This window comes from Maribacter sp. R77961, from assembly GCF_044594925.1.
In the GTDB taxonomy this organism is placed as follows: Bacteria; Bacteroidota; Bacteroidia; order Flavobacteriales; family Flavobacteriaceae; genus Maribacter.
Genome location: NZ_CP138991.1, coordinates 3,030,573 through 3,047,330 on the forward strand (window position 1 = coordinate 3,030,573; position 16,758 = coordinate 3,047,330).

General features: G+C 37.8%; 17 protein-coding genes. 6 read left to right on the forward strand and 11 right to left on the reverse strand.

The features are described from left to right. Positions 1-10: 10 nt before the first annotated feature. From SJY09_RS13005 to SJY09_RS13045, 9 genes are all read right to left on the reverse strand, one after another. A complete protein-coding gene (locus SJY09_RS13005; protein WP_396636150.1) occupies positions 11-541 on the reverse strand; it encodes a GNAT family N-acetyltransferase in 531 nt (176 codons plus the stop codon). 67 nt (positions 542-608) lie between these two features. Then, entirely contained in the window at positions 609-737 is a 129-nt protein-coding gene (locus tag SJY09_RS13010; protein ID WP_396636151.1) for a hypothetical protein, read from the reverse strand. After that, positions 737-1,108, reverse strand: coding sequence for a hypothetical protein (locus SJY09_RS13015; protein ID WP_396636152.1), 372 nt, complete (start codon positions 1,106-1,108; stop codon positions 737-739). The genes SJY09_RS13010 and SJY09_RS13015 overlap by 1 nt, the downstream gene beginning before the upstream one ends. A gap of 605 nt (positions 1,109-1,713) precedes the next feature. Next, on the reverse strand, positions 1,714-2,370 hold the full coding sequence (locus SJY09_RS13020) for a 3-oxoacid CoA-transferase subunit B (protein WP_396636153.1): 657 nt from the start codon (positions 2,368-2,370) through the stop codon (positions 1,714-1,716). 3 nt (positions 2,371-2,373) lie between these two features. Next, positions 2,374-3,075: a CoA transferase subunit A gene (locus SJY09_RS13025; RefSeq protein ID WP_396636154.1), complete on the reverse strand. Its 702-nt coding sequence runs from the start codon at positions 3,073-3,075 to the stop codon at positions 2,374-2,376. 113 nt (positions 3,076-3,188) lie between these two features. Further along, positions 3,189-5,531: a penicillin-binding protein 1A gene (locus SJY09_RS13030; RefSeq protein ID WP_396636155.1), complete on the reverse strand. Its 2,343-nt coding sequence runs from the start codon at positions 5,529-5,531 to the stop codon at positions 3,189-3,191. A gap of 4 nt (positions 5,532-5,535) precedes the next feature. Continuing rightward, positions 5,536-6,021, reverse strand: coding sequence for a gliding motility lipoprotein GldH (locus tag SJY09_RS13035; RefSeq protein WP_396636156.1), 486 nt, complete (start codon positions 6,019-6,021; stop codon positions 5,536-5,538). Next, positions 6,008-7,192, reverse strand: coding sequence for a stage 0 sporulation family protein (locus SJY09_RS13040; RefSeq protein ID WP_396636157.1), 1,185 nt, complete (start codon positions 7,190-7,192; stop codon positions 6,008-6,010). The genes SJY09_RS13035 and SJY09_RS13040 overlap by 14 nt, the downstream gene beginning before the upstream one ends. Before the next feature lie 286 nt (positions 7,193-7,478). Further along, positions 7,479-8,510: a rhodanese-related sulfurtransferase gene (locus SJY09_RS13045; RefSeq protein WP_396636158.1), complete on the reverse strand. Its 1,032-nt coding sequence runs from the start codon at positions 8,508-8,510 to the stop codon at positions 7,479-7,481. Positions 8,511-8,853: 343 nt separating this feature from the next. Here SJY09_RS13045 and recA point away from each other — a divergent pair, with 343 nt between their 5' ends. From recA to SJY09_RS13065, 4 genes are all read left to right on the forward strand, one after another. Next, the gene (recA, locus tag SJY09_RS13050; RefSeq protein WP_396636159.1) at positions 8,854-9,861 is read left to right on the forward strand and encodes a recombinase RecA; all 1,008 of its coding nucleotides are present in this window, start codon (positions 8,854-8,856) and stop codon (positions 9,859-9,861) included. A 69-nt stretch (positions 9,862-9,930) separates the two neighbouring features. After that, positions 9,931-10,347: a hypothetical protein gene (locus SJY09_RS13055; RefSeq protein ID WP_396636160.1), complete on the forward strand. Its 417-nt coding sequence runs from the start codon at positions 9,931-9,933 to the stop codon at positions 10,345-10,347. 26 nt (positions 10,348-10,373) lie between these two features. After that, positions 10,374-10,937: an RNA polymerase sigma factor gene (locus tag SJY09_RS13060; protein WP_396636161.1), complete on the forward strand. Its 564-nt coding sequence runs from the start codon at positions 10,374-10,376 to the stop codon at positions 10,935-10,937. Between the two features lie 32 nt (positions 10,938-10,969). Further along, positions 10,970-12,514 (forward strand): outer membrane beta-barrel protein, encoded by a 1,545-nt coding sequence (locus tag SJY09_RS13065; RefSeq protein WP_396636162.1) that lies wholly within the window; start codon positions 10,970-10,972, stop codon positions 12,512-12,514. Here SJY09_RS13065 and SJY09_RS13070 read toward each other — a convergent pair. Further along, positions 12,511-13,263: a lysophospholipid acyltransferase family protein gene (locus tag SJY09_RS13070; RefSeq protein ID WP_396636163.1), complete on the reverse strand. Its 753-nt coding sequence runs from the start codon at positions 13,261-13,263 to the stop codon at positions 12,511-12,513. The genes SJY09_RS13065 and SJY09_RS13070 overlap by 4 nt on opposite strands. 71 nt (positions 13,264-13,334) lie before the next feature. On the opposite strand from SJY09_RS13070, the gene trpS reads away from it, so the two are divergent. Beyond that, positions 13,335-14,303 carry a tryptophan--tRNA ligase gene (gene trpS / locus SJY09_RS13075; protein ID WP_396636164.1) on the forward strand — a complete coding sequence of 323 codons (969 nt, stop codon included), beginning with the start codon at positions 13,335-13,337 and terminating at the stop codon, positions 14,301-14,303. Between the two features lie 224 nt (positions 14,304-14,527). Here trpS and dprA read toward each other — a convergent pair whose 3' ends face one another. Continuing rightward, a complete protein-coding gene (gene dprA, locus SJY09_RS13080) occupies positions 14,528-15,646 on the reverse strand; it encodes a DNA-processing protein DprA (protein ID WP_396636165.1) in 1,119 nt (372 codons plus the stop codon). A gap of 91 nt (positions 15,647-15,737) precedes the next feature. On the opposite strand from dprA, the gene SJY09_RS13085 reads away from it, so the two are divergent. Then, positions 15,738-16,691, forward strand: coding sequence for an SPOR domain-containing protein (locus tag SJY09_RS13085; protein ID WP_396636166.1), 954 nt, complete (start codon positions 15,738-15,740; stop codon positions 16,689-16,691). Positions 16,692-16,758 lie beyond the last annotated feature (67 nt).

The following is a 16,758-nucleotide window of genomic DNA, read 5'->3' on the forward strand; positions in this document are numbered from 1 at the left end:
TGATTTTTTATTAATGTTTGAAGTTAATCAAATCAAAACGCATTAACCAATCGGTTTGCTTATCGGAGCCAATATAATAGGGGTGGGTTCCAAATTTGATAAAGCCGTGTTTTTTATAAAATTGTATGGCTTTGGTATTTCGCTCCCAGACACCTAACCATAAAAAGGATTTACGCGCCGCAATTGCTAATTGCTTTGCTTTTTTAAGAATCAATTCTCCATATCCCCTACCTTGAAATTCTTGGATTACGTAAATACGCTCTAACTCCATACTAGTATCTGATTTTAAATCAGACTGTGCATCACCTATATTCAACTTAAAATACCCAATCCTTACCTTCTCCAGATAAACAAAAAAGAATCTTGTATTTGGATTATTAAATTCCGACAAGAGCTTTTTTTTGCTGAATGCCAGTTTAATATAATTCTGAAAATCTTTTGGGTCGTTATCCTCAGCGAATGCATCTGAAAATGTCTTCTTGGCCATACGGACCAAAACATTTACTTCTGACTCTCGACATTCTTCATAAATAACTATCATAAGACTAAAATAAAAAAAGGAGCAAATAAATTTGCTCCTCTTAGGGGGAATTTTAAGGTTTAGTTTTTTATATCATGAACAATTTCTTCGTAAGCTTAAAAATTCCTTTTAGAAATTCTCCAATTTGAATGGTTGGTTCTTCCATTGCTACTGTTGTTTGACTAGTTGGGGTTTGCATAATAAGTAGGTATTTCATTATTTATTTTGTTTTGTCGCGAAATTACTTCCAGTAATTCTTACCAAATAAGCTCCATTTTCACTGGTTATCATCTTTACTTTATCCTCTGGAAAATCAGTTCCAGGATAGGAAATGGTGTATACATCACCTTCTACAGTCCATCTAAAATCCGTTAAAAACGTTATCTCATCGTCATTATATCCATGAAACCTTCCTAAGTACACATCGTTAAAGATCCATTCTTCCTTATCAACAATCATTTTATTACTATTCGTAGCGGTCTTCACATTATTTTGCCAAATACCGATTACAGGATCATTATTAGTCTCTATTTTTGAACAGGATGTAAAAAGAACGCACACCAACAAGCATTTAAAAAAAATCTTCATTTTAGGTTAAGTTTAAAAAGTGATTTGGGATTCACTTTAATTACAATACAAAAATATGAAAGAAAATTCTTACTAATTTAATAAATGTGGCGAAATCGTCATTTATTTTTGTTAATTGTCTAAATATAAAAATATAATCGTTAAACTGTATATTTTTACCGTTAAAATGCACAATATATAATTTCGTCTTAATTAATCATGAAAGTCTAAGTTCTTTAAACCCATTCAAATAAACATTCTTTTACGAAAAAGAATAACACATCTCTAGTTTTTCAGATTTAAGCATAAAAAAAGAGCGACTTGGGGGAGTCGCTCTTTTGTAATCTATTCTTTTAAAGAATCTATAACATAAATAGTTTTTTGGTCAACTGTACAATTCCGCTGAAAAAATCATTTCTATAAACTTGTACTTTCTCTTCTGGTGCGATGTGGTTTGTTTGGGTATTCATTTGGGTAAAATTAATTTTTTATTGTCGGTTGTAACTTTTCTACACTATAAATATAAAATGAATCCTTTGTTTTTTCTCAATTATTGTTGTGAACACATTCTAAAATGTTGTGAAAAAAACGAACAGTTTCCTTTCATCGATGAAATACCTTTACAATTAATCCAATTGCATCTCCTTTACATTTTCGGAAACCTGCAATGTCCCTGAAGTAGCTTCCTTAATCTGCTCAATACTAACACCAGGTGCATGTTCCAATAGTAGAAAACCTTTTGGTGTAACTTCCAATACCGCTAGGTTCGTAACAATTTTCTTTACACAAGCGACTCCAGTTAAAGGAAGCGAACAACTTTTAAGTAGTTTCGATTCCCCTGCTCTATTCGTATGCATCATGGCGACAATGATATTTTCAGCAGAAGCTACCAAATCCATTGCACCTCCCATACCTTTCACCATTTTTCCTGGGATTTTCCAATTGGCGATATCTCCTTGCTCAGAGACCTCCATGGCCCCTAAAATAGTAAGGTCTACATGCTTTCCCCGAATCATATTAAAACTTGTTGCCGAGTCAAAAAAGGAAGCGCCCGGCAGCGTAGTTATCGTTTGTTTACCTGCATTGATGATGTCTGCGTCCTCTTCTCCTTCATATGGAAATGGCCCCATACCCAAGACTCCATTTTCGCTTTGGAACTCTACCCTAATGTCATTCCTAACAAAATTGGCAACTAGAGTGGGAATCCCAATGCCAAGGTTTACATAAAATCCGTCTCTTACCTCTTTAGCGATACGTTTCGCAATACCGTTCTTGTCTAACATAATCTATGCTCTTTGTCTAATGGTTCGCTGCTCAATTCGTTTCTCATAAGCCGTTCCTTGCACAATACGCTGAACAAAAATACCCGGCACGTGGATTTCATTAGGGTCTAGTTCTCCAGCAGGTACCAGCTCCTCTACTTCCGCCACCGTAATTTTCGCAGCCCCACACATTGCAGGGTTAAAGTTTCTGGCTGTACCCTTAAAAATTAAATTCCCAGCTTCATCTCCTTTCCAAGCTTTTACGAAAGAAAAATCAGCTTTAAAAGCTTCTTCGAGGACATACATTTTTCCATTGAATTCTCTTGTTTCTTTTCCTTCGGCAACCTCTGTTCCGTAACCCGCTGGTGTAAAGAATGCAGGGAAACCTCCCTGGGCAGCCCTACATTTCTCCGCCAAAGTCCCTTGTGGCGTTAACTCTACCTCTAATTCACCACTCAACATCTGTCTTTCAAATTCATCGTTTTCCCCCACATAGGAAGAAATCATTTTTTTAATCTGCTTCTGCTGTAGTAAGAGACCTAGACCAAAATCATCTACACCGGCATTGTTCGAAATACATACAATATCCTTAATGCCCAATCTGACGAGTTCCCCTATTGCATTTTCCGGTATGCCACATAGCCCGAATCCTCCGAGCATAAAAGTCATACCATCTTTAACTCCCTTCAGTGCTTTTCCAATATCCGATACTGTTTTATTAATCATAATCGCAGCTTTTATCCTCCTTCTAAATTACTGCTTTTAAATGAAATCTGAGTCAAAAAAAAAGACCTTGCATAGTACAAGGTCTGTAATTATAATAAGTTAAACGGGGTGTCCTAAAAATCTAAATCCTCCAAATCCTCCTCAACATCTATATCCTGTTTCTGATTCTCTACAAATTTAACACAATCCGTGATAATGGACATGTTCTCTGGTTTTTCAAAATCACCTTTTGAAATACCAAGTTCCTCGTTCGCATAGTTCTTTTTCATGTAAAGTCCCCATATTGGCAAAGCCATTGATGCTCCTTGACCATAAAGTATATTTTTGAAATGCACGGAACGTTCCTCACCGCCAACCCAAACACCGGTTACAAGGTTAGGCACCATACCCATAAACCAACCATCACTATTGTTCTGAGTGGTTCCAGTTTTACCCGCAATAGGGTTCGTTAGCTCATAGGGGTAGCCCGTTATAATCTCTTTGTAAACTGAATTATTCTTATTGTAACTATGCCGTAATCTCGTTCCAGAACCTCCTTGGGTAACGCCTTTCATTAAGTCTACCATAGCATAGGACACCTCTTTACTTAGCACGTCCTTTGTTTCTGGAACGTATTCGTATAGCACCGTTCCGTTCTTGTCCTCTATACGTGTTACCATTACCGGTTTCACATAGACTCCTTGGTTCGCAAAAGCGCCATAGGCTCCCACCATTTCGTACACATTAACCAATTCTGTTCCTAAAGCGATGGCAGGAACGGGTAAAATTTCTTTCGTAAAACCCAAACTCTCAACAATGGATACTACAGATTTAGGGCCTACTTTATCAATTAGTTGTGCAGTCACCGTATTTACGGAATTGGCCAAGGCATGTTTCAAGGTCATATCCCTACCCGAATATTTAAAGTCCGAATTCCTAGGGCACCATGGTTCCGCGTTACCGTGTTTACCTGCCTCTATACAGTATTGCGTATCTGGCAAAGTCTCACAAGGCGACAAGCGCAATTGATCAATGGCGGCCGCATAAACAAATGGTTTGAATGTGGACCCAGCCTGTCTAGACCCTTGAATCACATTATCATATTGAAAGTGCTTATAATCTATTCCGCCTACCCATGCCTTTACATGTCCCGTCTGGGGTTCCATGGACATCATAGCTGCCCTAAGGAAAGTCTTATAATATCTTATAGAATCCAAAGGAGTTAAAATAGTATCCTTTTCTCGGGTTTCGCTCTTCCAATCAAAAACGGTCATTTCAGTCTTCTTGGTAAAAGAATCTCGTATCTCTTTCTCCGATTTCCCAGCATCTTTCATTTTTCTCCACCGTTCTGAGGTCTTTATAGCTCGTTCCATAATACGGTCGGTTTCATCATCGGTTAAGTCTAAAAAAGGAGTGGTCGGGTTACGCTTCTTTGTATTCTGAACGAAAAATTCTGCTTGTAAGCGCTCCATATGTTGGGAAACGGCTTCCTCGGCATTTGCCTGCATTTTGGAATCTATAGTCGTATAAATTTTGAGTCCGTCTAGATAAAGGTTATACCTGTCGCGTTCCCCTTCTAATGCCGGTTTCGGATTATTCGCTATCCATCCTTTCATGAAGCGTTGCAAATACATTCTAAAATAGGTGGCCAGACCTTCTCTGTGGTTTTCAGGATTAAAATTAATATCCATCTCCAAAGCCTGAAGCGAATCTTTTTCTTGCTCAGATATAAACTCATATCTGGCCAACTGTCCTATAACAATATTTCTCTTTTTGAATGTAAGTTCCTCCCTGCGCATTGGGTTAAATAGGGAAGAATTTTGTAACATTCCCACGAGCATGGCAGATTCTTCAATTTTTAAGTCTTTCGGTTCTTTTCCAAAATAGATGCGCGAAGCAGAGCGTATACCGTCCGCATTGTTTCCAAAGTCGTAAATATTAAGGTACATACTTACAATCTCCTCTTTTGTATAACTCCTTTCTAAACGAACGGCAAGTACCCATTCTTTTATTTTCTGTTGAATGGTCTCGAACTTGTTTCTAGACCTGACTCCAACAAAAAGCTGACGTGCCAACTGCTGGGTAATAGTACTTGCACCACCTCTTTTACCAAGAAAAAATGCAGCTCTTAACGTACCTCTGGCATCTATTCCCGAATGTTCACGGAAACGAATGTCTTCACTTGCGATTAGGGTGTTCACCAAATTTTCCGGAAGATCTTCATATTTGATATCCGTACGGTTATCATCTAGATAAAATTTACCCAATAACTTATTATCCGAAGAGAGTATTTGCGAGGCTAAATTTGTCTGTGGATTTTCCAAATACTCGTAAGGTGGCAATTCTCCGAATAGACCCCAAGAAGCGGAAAGAAATACCAATGCCACGAAAGCTATTCCTGAAATAAATAAAATCCAAAACCATTTTATGAACTTAAAAAAACCTTTCGACTCTTTCTTTTTAGCGACTTTTGCCATTAGCTTAGGGGTTACTCTTTGTTATTTCTATACCGACATCAGTAATCCCTTCCAATGCTATGATACCGGAAACGGTACCGTTTTTTCGCATTGCATGGGATATCTCTAAGTTATATACGCCTTGGGAAGGAAAAACGATGTTTTCCTTGTACCAAAGTTTATTTTCTTTTATACTTCCATTTCCTTTTCCCAACCATGTACCATCTGGCAAGGCCATTTTATACTCTAAAGTATCCTGGAGTACTTCCCCTTTTGGCGTCGTTAAAGCGGTAATTAAGAAAAGGTTGCTATAAGGGAAACTATCATCGTTCCTTACATTGATGAACATTTGATGATTCTGAACCGTATCCATCTCGGAAAAAGAAAATTGAACAGTAGCATCTCTGTTCCATGCAGCTCCTTTTATGCTTTTATATTCTGTATGGGCCACATTGGTATTACAAGAGGCTAAGATAATCGTGAAAATCAGCAGATAACTAATGCTTCGCATTTTTTTGATTTCGTTTTCTATTGTTGTTCTTTTTACGGTTCCTGTTTTTGTTTCTGTTGTTCCTATTGTTTTTTCCTTTGGGTCTGTCGAACCTTGTTAGACTGTCTTGCCCCACTACATTTTCAAAAACGACCTTTTCTTCTACCGTATTCACTGATGCATAAAACTCCAGACTGGCGACTTTTTCTTTCTTCCTGTTCTTTTGAAGAATTTCATTGGTTTGGTCTTTAGTCAACACGTGCCAGTTGGCAGGTTCATCCTTATATGAGAACCATAACGTTTCTTTGAAAATGTCCGTTTTTTGACAGAAGGCAATTCCTTTCTCCGTAAATAATTTTGTGTCCTGACCTGGAAAATCTTTTAGCGCATCTAGGTAAGCATCTAGCTCATAATTTAAACAACATTTTAACTTACCACACTGTCCGGCGAGTTTCTGAGGATTCAAGGATAATTGTTGATAACGTGCAGCGGATGTGCTAACTGACCTAAAGTCTGTAAGCCATGTAGAGCAACATAATTCCCTTCCACAAGAACCAATACCTCCAAGGCGTTGAGCCTCTTGTCGATATCCTATTTGGCGCATTTCAATACGGATACCGAATGCTTTAGCCATATCTTTTATAAGTTGACGAAAATCAACACGTTCTTCCGCAGTATAGTAAAACGTGGCCTTAGAGCCGTCTCCTTGAAATTCTACATCAGAAATTTTCATCTGTAATTTCAATATAATAGCAATTTCTCTGGCCCTCTTTTTTATCTCTTCTTCGCGGTCCCGGCATTTTTGCCAGATATCAATGTCTTTCTGGGAAGCCTTTCTGTAAACCTTAGCAAATTCCTCTGATTTATAGTCTTCTTTTTTGCGTTTCATTTGAACGCGTACCAGCTCTCCTGTTAAGGTGACCATACCGATATCATGCCCAGATTGGGCTTGGGTAGCGACGATATCGCCAATAGAAAGCGAAAGATTTTCCGTGTTCTTAAAGAATCCTTTCCTACTATTTTTAAATCTTATCTCAACAAACTCAAAAGGCTTCTCCCCATTGGGTAACGCCATATTAGAGAGCCAATCAAAAACTGTTAATTTATTGCAACCATCTGTACCGCAAGTACCGTTATTCTTGCATCCCTTTGGTTGTCCATCCTTGCCGGTAGAACAACTACTACAACCCATAATTTATATATTGATTTGACAAGAACAGTTTAATTCTGTCAAAAAAGGTTCATAAAAACTTAAAGGTAAAGATAGTGTTTTTTTAATCCGATGTAAAGCACAACATAAGCAGGTCTCAAAGGAACAGCTAGGTCTGAATAGCCATAATGCTAAGGATACATTTTCATAAATAACTACTAAATTAGCAACCTACGTCGGGGCAAGCCCAAGTTATTATATCCTTTGACGGTGCAAAATAAAAAAAGAATTACGAAAGCATCTGAATACCAAGGGCAACAAATACTTACTACTTTTTAAATTTTAAAACTTCCGAGCGACCTTTTTTAAAAATCTTATTGCTCACCGTTTTCCCTTTTCTTAATGCTTTCTGTTCTTCAAAAGGCAGCTCATGAATTTCTTTACATGCATCCGAACAACACTGATTCATTTTTTCAGCACATGATTCACATTGGATAAATAACAAGTGGCAAGCTTCATTTGCACAATTTACATGCTCATCGCAAGCCTCTCCACACTGATGACATTGTGCAATAATGTCGTCACTAATACGCTCTCCTCTTCTATGGTCGAACACAAAGTTTTTACCTTTGAATTTATTCTCTAGATTTTGGTCTTTTACTTGTCGGGTGTATTCAATAATACCGCCCTCTAATTGGTATACTTGTTGAAAGCCTTTGTGTTTGTAGTATGCACTGGCTTTTTCACATCGTATACCCCCAGTACAGTACATCACTAGTTTCTTATCCTCTTTATGGTCGGCTAGGTCTTTTTCAATAATATCTAAGGAGTCCCTAAAAGTATCTACATCTGGAGTTATGGCGTTCTTAAAATGACCAATTTCACTTTCGTAGTGATTTCTCATATCAACTAATACCGTATCAGGGTCTTCAATGAGTTCATTAAAACGTTCAGCGTCAACATGCACACCCTTGTTGGTAACGTCGAAAGCATCATCATTCAGTCCGTCTGCAACAATTTTGTGGCGCACCTTCACTTTTAATTTTAAAAAGGACATGTTATCCTGCTCAATGGCAATGTTCAAACGAACATTTTTTAAGAAAGAAATACTATCCAAATGGGTCTTAAATGCGTCAAAATTTTCAGCTGGAACAGAAAGCTGGGCGTTTATGCCTTCAGTAGCGATATAAATACGGCCAAGAACCTCCAACTCGTTCCAGTGAATAAACAAATGATTTCTAAATAAGGAAGTGTTGGCTATGTGTGCATATTTATAGAAAGAGATGGTTAGGCGTTCTTTTCCCGCCTGTTCAATTAATGCCGCTCTTTCCTTTGCACTTAATGTATTGTACAGTTGCATGCTATACCAATAATTTAAGTTAAAGAATGATTTTTTAAGAAGCCAAAGGTACGAAAATCAGCTATGTTCTATTTTAAAATACGTTTCTTACAACAAAAAAGAGCCTTGATTTCTCAAGACCCTTTATTCGGCTATTCCATTTCTCTTCTTCATAGCATTCTTTGAAAATGATAAAAAGGAGATAGCCACCAGTCTCCGCTGACACTAAAACAACGGATTATAACAAATTAACCAATATACTTTTTAAATAAGATAATAATTAGGTGAAATGGTTGCGTAATAGCACACGATATTATTCTTTTCAAAAAAGAAGTGTTAATTTAGCTACCCTAAAAATTAAAAGATGAGTTCCGAAAAAGATGCAAAATTAAAAGCCCTTAAGCTAACCTTGGATAAAATGGACAAGACCTATGGTAAGGGTGCTGTCATGAAAATGGGAGATAGTGTGGTTGCCGATGTTGAGGTTATTCCTTCAGGGTCCTTGGGTTTGGATATTGCCTTGGGAGTAGGCGGTTATCCCCGTGGAAGAGTCATTGAAATATATGGTCCGGAATCATCTGGTAAAACTACATTAACGCTCCATGCCATAGCTGAGGCTCAAAAAAATGGTGGTATCGCCGCTTTTATAGATGCGGAACATGCATTTGACCGTTTTTATGCTGAAAAATTAGGGGTAGATATTGATAACTTAATTATTTCCCAACCTGATAATGGAGAACAAGGTCTAGAAATTGCCGATAATTTAATTCGTTCTGGTGCTATTGATATTGTTGTCATAGATTCTGTTGCTGCCCTTACTCCTAAAAGTGAGATTGAAGGCGAAATGGGTGATTCAAAAATGGGATTACACGCCCGTTTAATGTCACAAGCCTTAAGAAAACTCACAGGTTCTATTAGCAAAACACATTGTACCGTAATTTTCATTAACCAATTGAGAGAGAAAATTGGTGTTATGTTCGGTAATCCTGAAACTACTACTGGTGGTAATGCCCTTAAGTTCTATGCTTCCGTTAGACTGGATATTAGAAGATCTACTCAGATAAAGGATACGGACGGAAATGTTCAAGGAAATAAAACAAGAGTTAAAGTAGTAAAGAACAAAGTTGCACCACCTTTCCGCACCACTGAGTTTGATATCATGTATGGTGAAGGAATATCCAAAGTGGGAGAAATAATAGACCTTGGTGTTCAATATGAAATCGTCAAAAAAAGTGGTTCATGGTTTAGCTATGGAGACACAAAATTGGGTCAAGGTAGAGATGCCGTAAAATCATTGTTGCTAGACAATCCCGAACTTTTTGAGGAATTGGATGTAAAGATTAGAGAGGCCATTAATACAATTAACTCTTAAAACTTCATTTTTTACAAGGTTCACGCAACCTTTAGGCTAGATTTTCATCTTAAAAGAAAAGAAATTATTATGATGGGGAGAAAAGTTATTTTCCTAGTTGTATGTTTTACTTTGATTTTGTGTGGTTGCTCCAATGATGATGGTCCAAATTTTCATTTTACGGCATTACAAATAACCAGTGCGGATGTTCCGGAATCATTTGAATTAAACCAGACTTATCAAATAAACGTCACTTATAACTTGCCTGATGGTTGCACCGCTTACGAAGGTTTTGATGTAAGTGATGAAGACACTACTACAAGAAATATAGTTGCCATAGGTTCTGTTAGAACGGACATAGAGGCATGCACACAAGTAGTAACAACAGAAGAGGCATTTTTTAATTTTACGGTCATCTACAACCAACCGTACACTTTCAAATTTTTTCAAGGAGAAAATAGCGATGGGGAAGCGGAATTCCTAGAAATAATTGTACCCGTAAATTAAAAACCAACTTAATCTAACCAATCTTAGTGAGTCTAGAAGAACTCATACATAACTGTAAGAAAGGCGACCGAAAGGCGCAAGCACGGCTGTATCAAAAATACGCTGATGTTCTCTTTGGTATTTGTCTTAAATATTCCAGAAACAAGACCGAAGCCGAAGACAGTTTGCATGATAGCTTTATGACCATTTATGATAAAATTGAGCAGTATAAATCTAAAGGGTCTTTTGAAGGCTGGATGAAAAGAATTACTGTAAATACCGTATTACAAAAATACAGAAAGGAAGAGCCTTTAAATGTAGTGCATGAAAATACGGAAGAGGAAGTGACCGTAGATTCCTCTTTTGAGGATATTGGACTACAGACCTTATTGGAATACATAAGGGAGCTTCCGAATAAATATAGAACAACCTTTAATTTGTATGTGCTTGATGGGTACACACATAAAGAAATAGGTGAGTTGCTGGGCACCACCACCGGAACATCAAAATCTAATCTTGCTAGAGCAAGGATGCTCTTAAAAGAAAAAATAGAAAATAAAGTTTCTCAATCTATTATCGGAATGGTAATAATTATGGGAAACTACATGTGATTCTTAGGGGTCAAAATAAAAGTCTTAAAAAGATGAGTGAAAAGAAATTAGACAAATTATTCCAAGATAAATTCTTGGACTTCAAGGAAGTTCCCGACGACCGTGTCTGGAAATCCATTGAGGTGTCATTGAACAAAAAGAAAAAGAAACGTGTACTGCCCTTGTGGTGGCAACTAGGCGGTATAGCTGCTGCCTTGTTACTTGGTTTTGTCTTGTTCAATCCGTTTATGGAGAACAATACCACAGAAGAAATAATTACGGATGTAGAACATAATACTCCGGAGATTAACACAAACCCCATTGATTCTACAGTCATTAACAAATCAGGTTTTAATACGATTAAGGAGGGTACTACAGCCATTACCTCCAAAGAAGAAATGAAGGATAGCGCTGAACAAAATGCACAACAATTGGCGGATACGCCTGAAGCTAACCCAAGGAAATCAGGTAGTGGACAGGATATGTCCAAGCAAAAATCGAAAGTGGCTATTGACAACTGGAATACAAATGAAGACGCAATAACTCAGGCGAAAGAAAAAAGTCAACGCGAAAAGAATAGAATTAAGGAAAGGGAAGGTTCAAACTTCAAGAATGATGTATTTGTTACCGATTCTCAAATAACACAGACCGATACTCCTCTTAAAGAGAAAATTTCCCAAGAACAACCTGCGAATACAACTATGACCAGTAAAGAAAAGAATGTTGAAACCAGCATTCCAAATAATTCCGAAACTGCAGTAGTGGAAAATACGGTACCTGAAGAAATCCTTGAGGATGCTAGGAAAAAATCCATTTTTGAAGAAATCGAGGCGCAAGAAGAGGTAGAAGTGGCAGAAAAAAACACCAAAAAGTGGTCCGCCGGCCCTAGTGTTGCTCCTGTCTATTTTAATGCAATTGGGGAAGGTTCTTCTGTACATTCCATATTCGTTCCAAATTCTAAATCTGGAAACATTAATCTTAGCTATGGATTGTCGGTTGCTTATGAAATTAGTCCTAAGCTGACCGTGAGGTCAGGAGTTCATAAGGTAGATTATGGTTATGACACTAATGATGTTGCATTTTCCTCTTCCTTGGTAGCCTCTACAAATGGTCAGATTGATAATATTGATTATTCTGCAACCTCAAAAAACCTGGTAGTATCTAGCAGAAAAGGAGGGAGCGCGAGTGCTGTGGTAAGCAATGAAGCAATAGATGTAGCAGCTCAAAATCCGGAGAGAGATGGGGTTATGTCGCAGCAGTTGGGTTATGTTGAAGTTCCTGTGGAGCTTAATTATGCGCTTGTAGACAATAAATTTGGAGTAAACCTTATTGGTGGTATTAGCTCCTTGTTTTTGGTAGATAACTCCGTAGCCCTTACCTCTGGTAGTTTAACCACGGAAATGGGCGAGGCTAATAATGTAAATGACCTGAATTTCAGTGCAAATGTTGGTCTGGGGGTTAATTATAAATTTTCCCCTAAGGTACAGCTGAATTTAGAGCCAATGTTTAAATATCAATTGAATACGTTCTCGGAAACCGATGGTACTTTTAACCCTTATTCTTTAGGTATTTATAGTGGGCTTAGTTTTAGGTTCTAAACAGAATTGGCATTGTACCCTTTTAAATCGGTCAAAATAACTTCTCTTACTTCCTCTCTGAGGGTAGATTTGTCCTCTGCTCCTAAGATACCTGTTTCAAAAAATTGGTGCACTTTAGCTCTAGTCTTTCCTGGACCTCCGCTAAAAAAGGTAAACGAAAATCTTTTTTTATTATCATAAAAAGTCATAGGAACTACAGGGATTTTATGCGCTATAGCCATTTTAAATGCCCCATCTTTGAAAGAGTCTAGAAGTACAGTCTCCTCAGGCACTCCACCTTCAGGGAAAATGCAAATACTAAGACCTTGCTTTAGTCGTCGTTGGGCTCTTCTATAGACACCTGTTCTGCTTTGTGTATCCTCTCTATCTACCATAATACAAACCCGTTTATAGAAAAATCCAAAGACTGGTATTTTAACCAATTCTTTCTTACCAACGAACACAAAAGGATTTTTACTAACATAGAGCATGAGCATAATATCTAACATACTAGTATGGTTAGCAACCAGCATATAGCTCTGGTCTCTTAAAATAGGCTGTTCGAATATTACACTCGGAGGGCATCCCATTCCATATAATATAGGTATTGCCCAAAGATTGCGGGCCAACCAAAAAAATTTAGGATACCATGCTTCTTTTGAAGCAAATAACACTAGGAAGGGAAAGAAAAGAAATATTGGTATGGCTACCACAATATAGAACCAAATACGATAGAAAGTCTGGCCTACGCGCTGAAACATTTTGAGCATAAATCAAAAATAGTTATTTCGGTTCTTATTTTTTGATTTGTTTTATCTTTACTCTCTTAGATACGAATTAAATGGCAAGAATTTTAACGGGAATTCAAAGTACAGGAACACCGCATTTAGGCAATATCCTTGGAGCTATTATTCCCGCCATACAAATGGCGCAAAATCCCAAAAATGAATCCTTTCTTTTTATAGCGGATATGCATTCGCTAACGCAAATAAAGAATGGTTCGGAATTACGGAACAACACCTATGCTACCGCAGCTACTTGGCTAGCATTTGGGTTGGATATAGAGGAGACAGTTTTCTATAGACAGAGTGATGTGCCACAAGTAACGGAACTGGCATGGTACCTAAGCTGTTTCTTCCCTTACCAAAGATTAACATTGGCACATTCCTTTAAAGATAAATCAGACCGGTTAGAAGATGTCAATGCCGGACTCTTTAGCTATCCTATGCTTATGGCGGCAGATATTTTGCTGTACGATGCCAACATCGTTCCGGTAGGGAAAGACCAGTTACAGCACTTGGAGATGACTCGGGACGTTGCATCTCGTTTTCATGCACAACTAGGCGAAACCTTTATGCTACCTGATGCAAAAGTGCAAGAAGAAACCATGTATATTCCAGGAACGGATGGGGCCAAGATGAGCAAGAGCAAGGGCAATCTCATTAATCTTTTTCAAACGGATAAAAAACTTCGTAAGCAGATTATGGGCATTCAGACCGATAGTACACCAATGGAAGACCCTAAAGACCCTACGACGGATAATGTGTTCGCCCTTTATAAAATACTGGCTTCACAACCTCAAATAGAAGAAATGAGTGCCAATTACTTGGCTGGTAATTATGGGTATGGCCATGCCAAACAAGAACTTTATGAGGTGATTTTAAATAAATTTGAAGAACCACGCGAGAAGTTTGAATATTACATGAACAATCTCAACGAAGTGGATGATGCACTCGCCCTAGGTGCTGAAAAAGCTAAGAAGGTAGCCGATGGCGTTTTACAAAGAGTGAGGGGAAAGTTGGGATATTAGAGCCCTCTAGTCTCCCCTAATTCCTCCAAAGGAGGGGGATTAATTAAGTCTTATATTTTGAGAAAAATTAAAGAACCGACCTAGTAGTCGGTGCTTTAATACTACACCACAAACTAATAGCCGTCCTCTAGGGTTCAAAGGCCATATTTTAACGACAGGTGCCAATAAATACTCTAAATCGAAAGTTGACCTGCTCTTTGGCAAACCAGTTGGTTTGTAAAAAATTAAATCGCTTCAAATAATTTACCGGGCAAGGGGCGAATTGCTCCTTTCATTTCCATGGTCAACAAAGTGGATGACGCTTTAAAAGTCGGAATCTTACATTCTAATGCTATAGTGTCTAAAAGTTGCTTCCCGTTATTTTGTAAATAATCATAAATCGTTTGTTCTAAATCATCTAATTCTACGAACAATTGCTTTTGCACTGGTTTTGTTTCCTTTTCCTCTAAATCCCAATTTAACAAATAAATGAGGTCCGCTGCGGAGGTTAGCATATGCGCCTGCTGTTTTTTGATAAGGTTATTACACCCTAAGCTATATTTATCCGACGCTCTTCCAGGAACGGCAAAAACATCCCTATTGTAACTGTTCGCAATATCCGCAGTAACCAAACTACCTCCTTTCTCTGCAGATTCTACAACTACGGTGGCTTCGCTCATTCCGGCTATAATTCGATTTCGTTTAAGAAAGTTCTCTCGCTCCGGATTACTCGTACTCCAAAATTCTGTGTAAAAACCACCATTGGCACAAACATCAGCTTTATATTTAGCATGTACTTTAGGATATATCTGATTTAAACCATGTGCCAAACAACCAATAGTTTGCAGACCATGTTTCATTGCCTCTCGCTGAACGCAAATATCTACTCCGTAAGCGAAACCACTAACGATAATGGGATTTAACGGTGCAATATCGGCAATAAACTGTTCGCAGAAAGCCGTTCCATAACTGGTAATGTTCCGTGTACCCACAACGCTGATTACTTTTCGTTGTTCTAAAGCTATTTTTCCTTTTCTGAACAAAAGAAGGGGACCATCGATACAATGTTTCAAATATTCGGGATAATCATCATCCTTAAAATAGATAGCTTCTACTGAATTGGTACTACAGTAGTCATACTCTTTTTCGGCGGCCTCTAGATGCGCTGCATCAAATAAATGTTTTATGGTCTGCGTTCCTATACCATCAATTTTGAGCAGTTGATCTCGTTTAGCCTCGAAAATTGCAGTTGGACTACCGCAATGTGCAATAAGCTTTTTAGCGATTACATCACCAATATTAGGAACATGTTGCAATCTCAAAATTGCAATTAACTCAGCCGTAGTGTGTTGGGAATTTATCATGTAAGTTCACAAAATACTACAAATATTAATGTTAATAAAAAGTTATCCTATCCGTTTCTATGACCCTATTTTTTTTTGATATTTGTCCCATATGGCAATAGAACACTATATCAGCGACTTGCTCTACAGGTATAATTGTGTGGTGGTCCCAAATTTTGGGGCTTTCCTTACACAGAAAACCGCTGCACGCATCAATGATACTACGAACACTTTTTTTGCCCCTTCCAAATCTATCGCATTTAACGAACAGTTAATTACGAATGATGGACTTTTGGTCTCTCACATAGCACAATTAGAAAAAATCACTTTTGAAACTGCGCTTTTAAAAATAGAGGGAATCACAAAAAAGTGGAGTCAAAAATTGAATGCTGGTGAAAAATTAAACATCCCAAGAATTGGTATGTTATGGACCAATACAGAAAATAAGGTCCAATTTCAGCCTTCTACGGATGTTAATTATTTGACGTCGTCCTTTGGTCTGTCTTCTTTTAATGCTATTCCTGTAACACGTGAAGTTTTAAAAGAAGAGGTTGTTGCACTGGAGGAAGATATTCCGTTTATCATAAGCCCAGAAAAACGAGAAACCACCTCTTTTAGACCCTACTTAAAATATGCAGCGATTTTACTCTTAGCTTTATCTACTGGGCTTACAGCATATCGTTTCTATGAAAAAAGCAGTATTAACGAGCAAATCGTAAGACAAGACGCTCAAAAGGAGGTAACCAAACAAATACAAGAGGCTACTTTTTTTAATACAGCGCCATTAGAACTGCCAAAAGTAACTATTGATGCTACCGCTAGCGTAGCGAAAAATTCCGCGCGCCATCATATTGTTGCGGGAGCTTTTCGGATAAAAGCAAATGCAGATAGAAAAATAGCAGCACTACAACAAAAAGGCTATAACGCCGCTTATTATGGGACTAATGCCTATGGTCTTCATATGGTAACCTATGACCGCCATAGCAATGCTCAAGAAGCCTTGAACGCATTAAGGGAAATTAAGAAAACGCAATCGCCAGATGCTTGGTTACTTTCTGAAAAGTAAACTCCTTTTTCTTTTAGTGAATACCATTTAAATATCTTTTTTAGGCACGTATCTTTGTAAAAAGAAA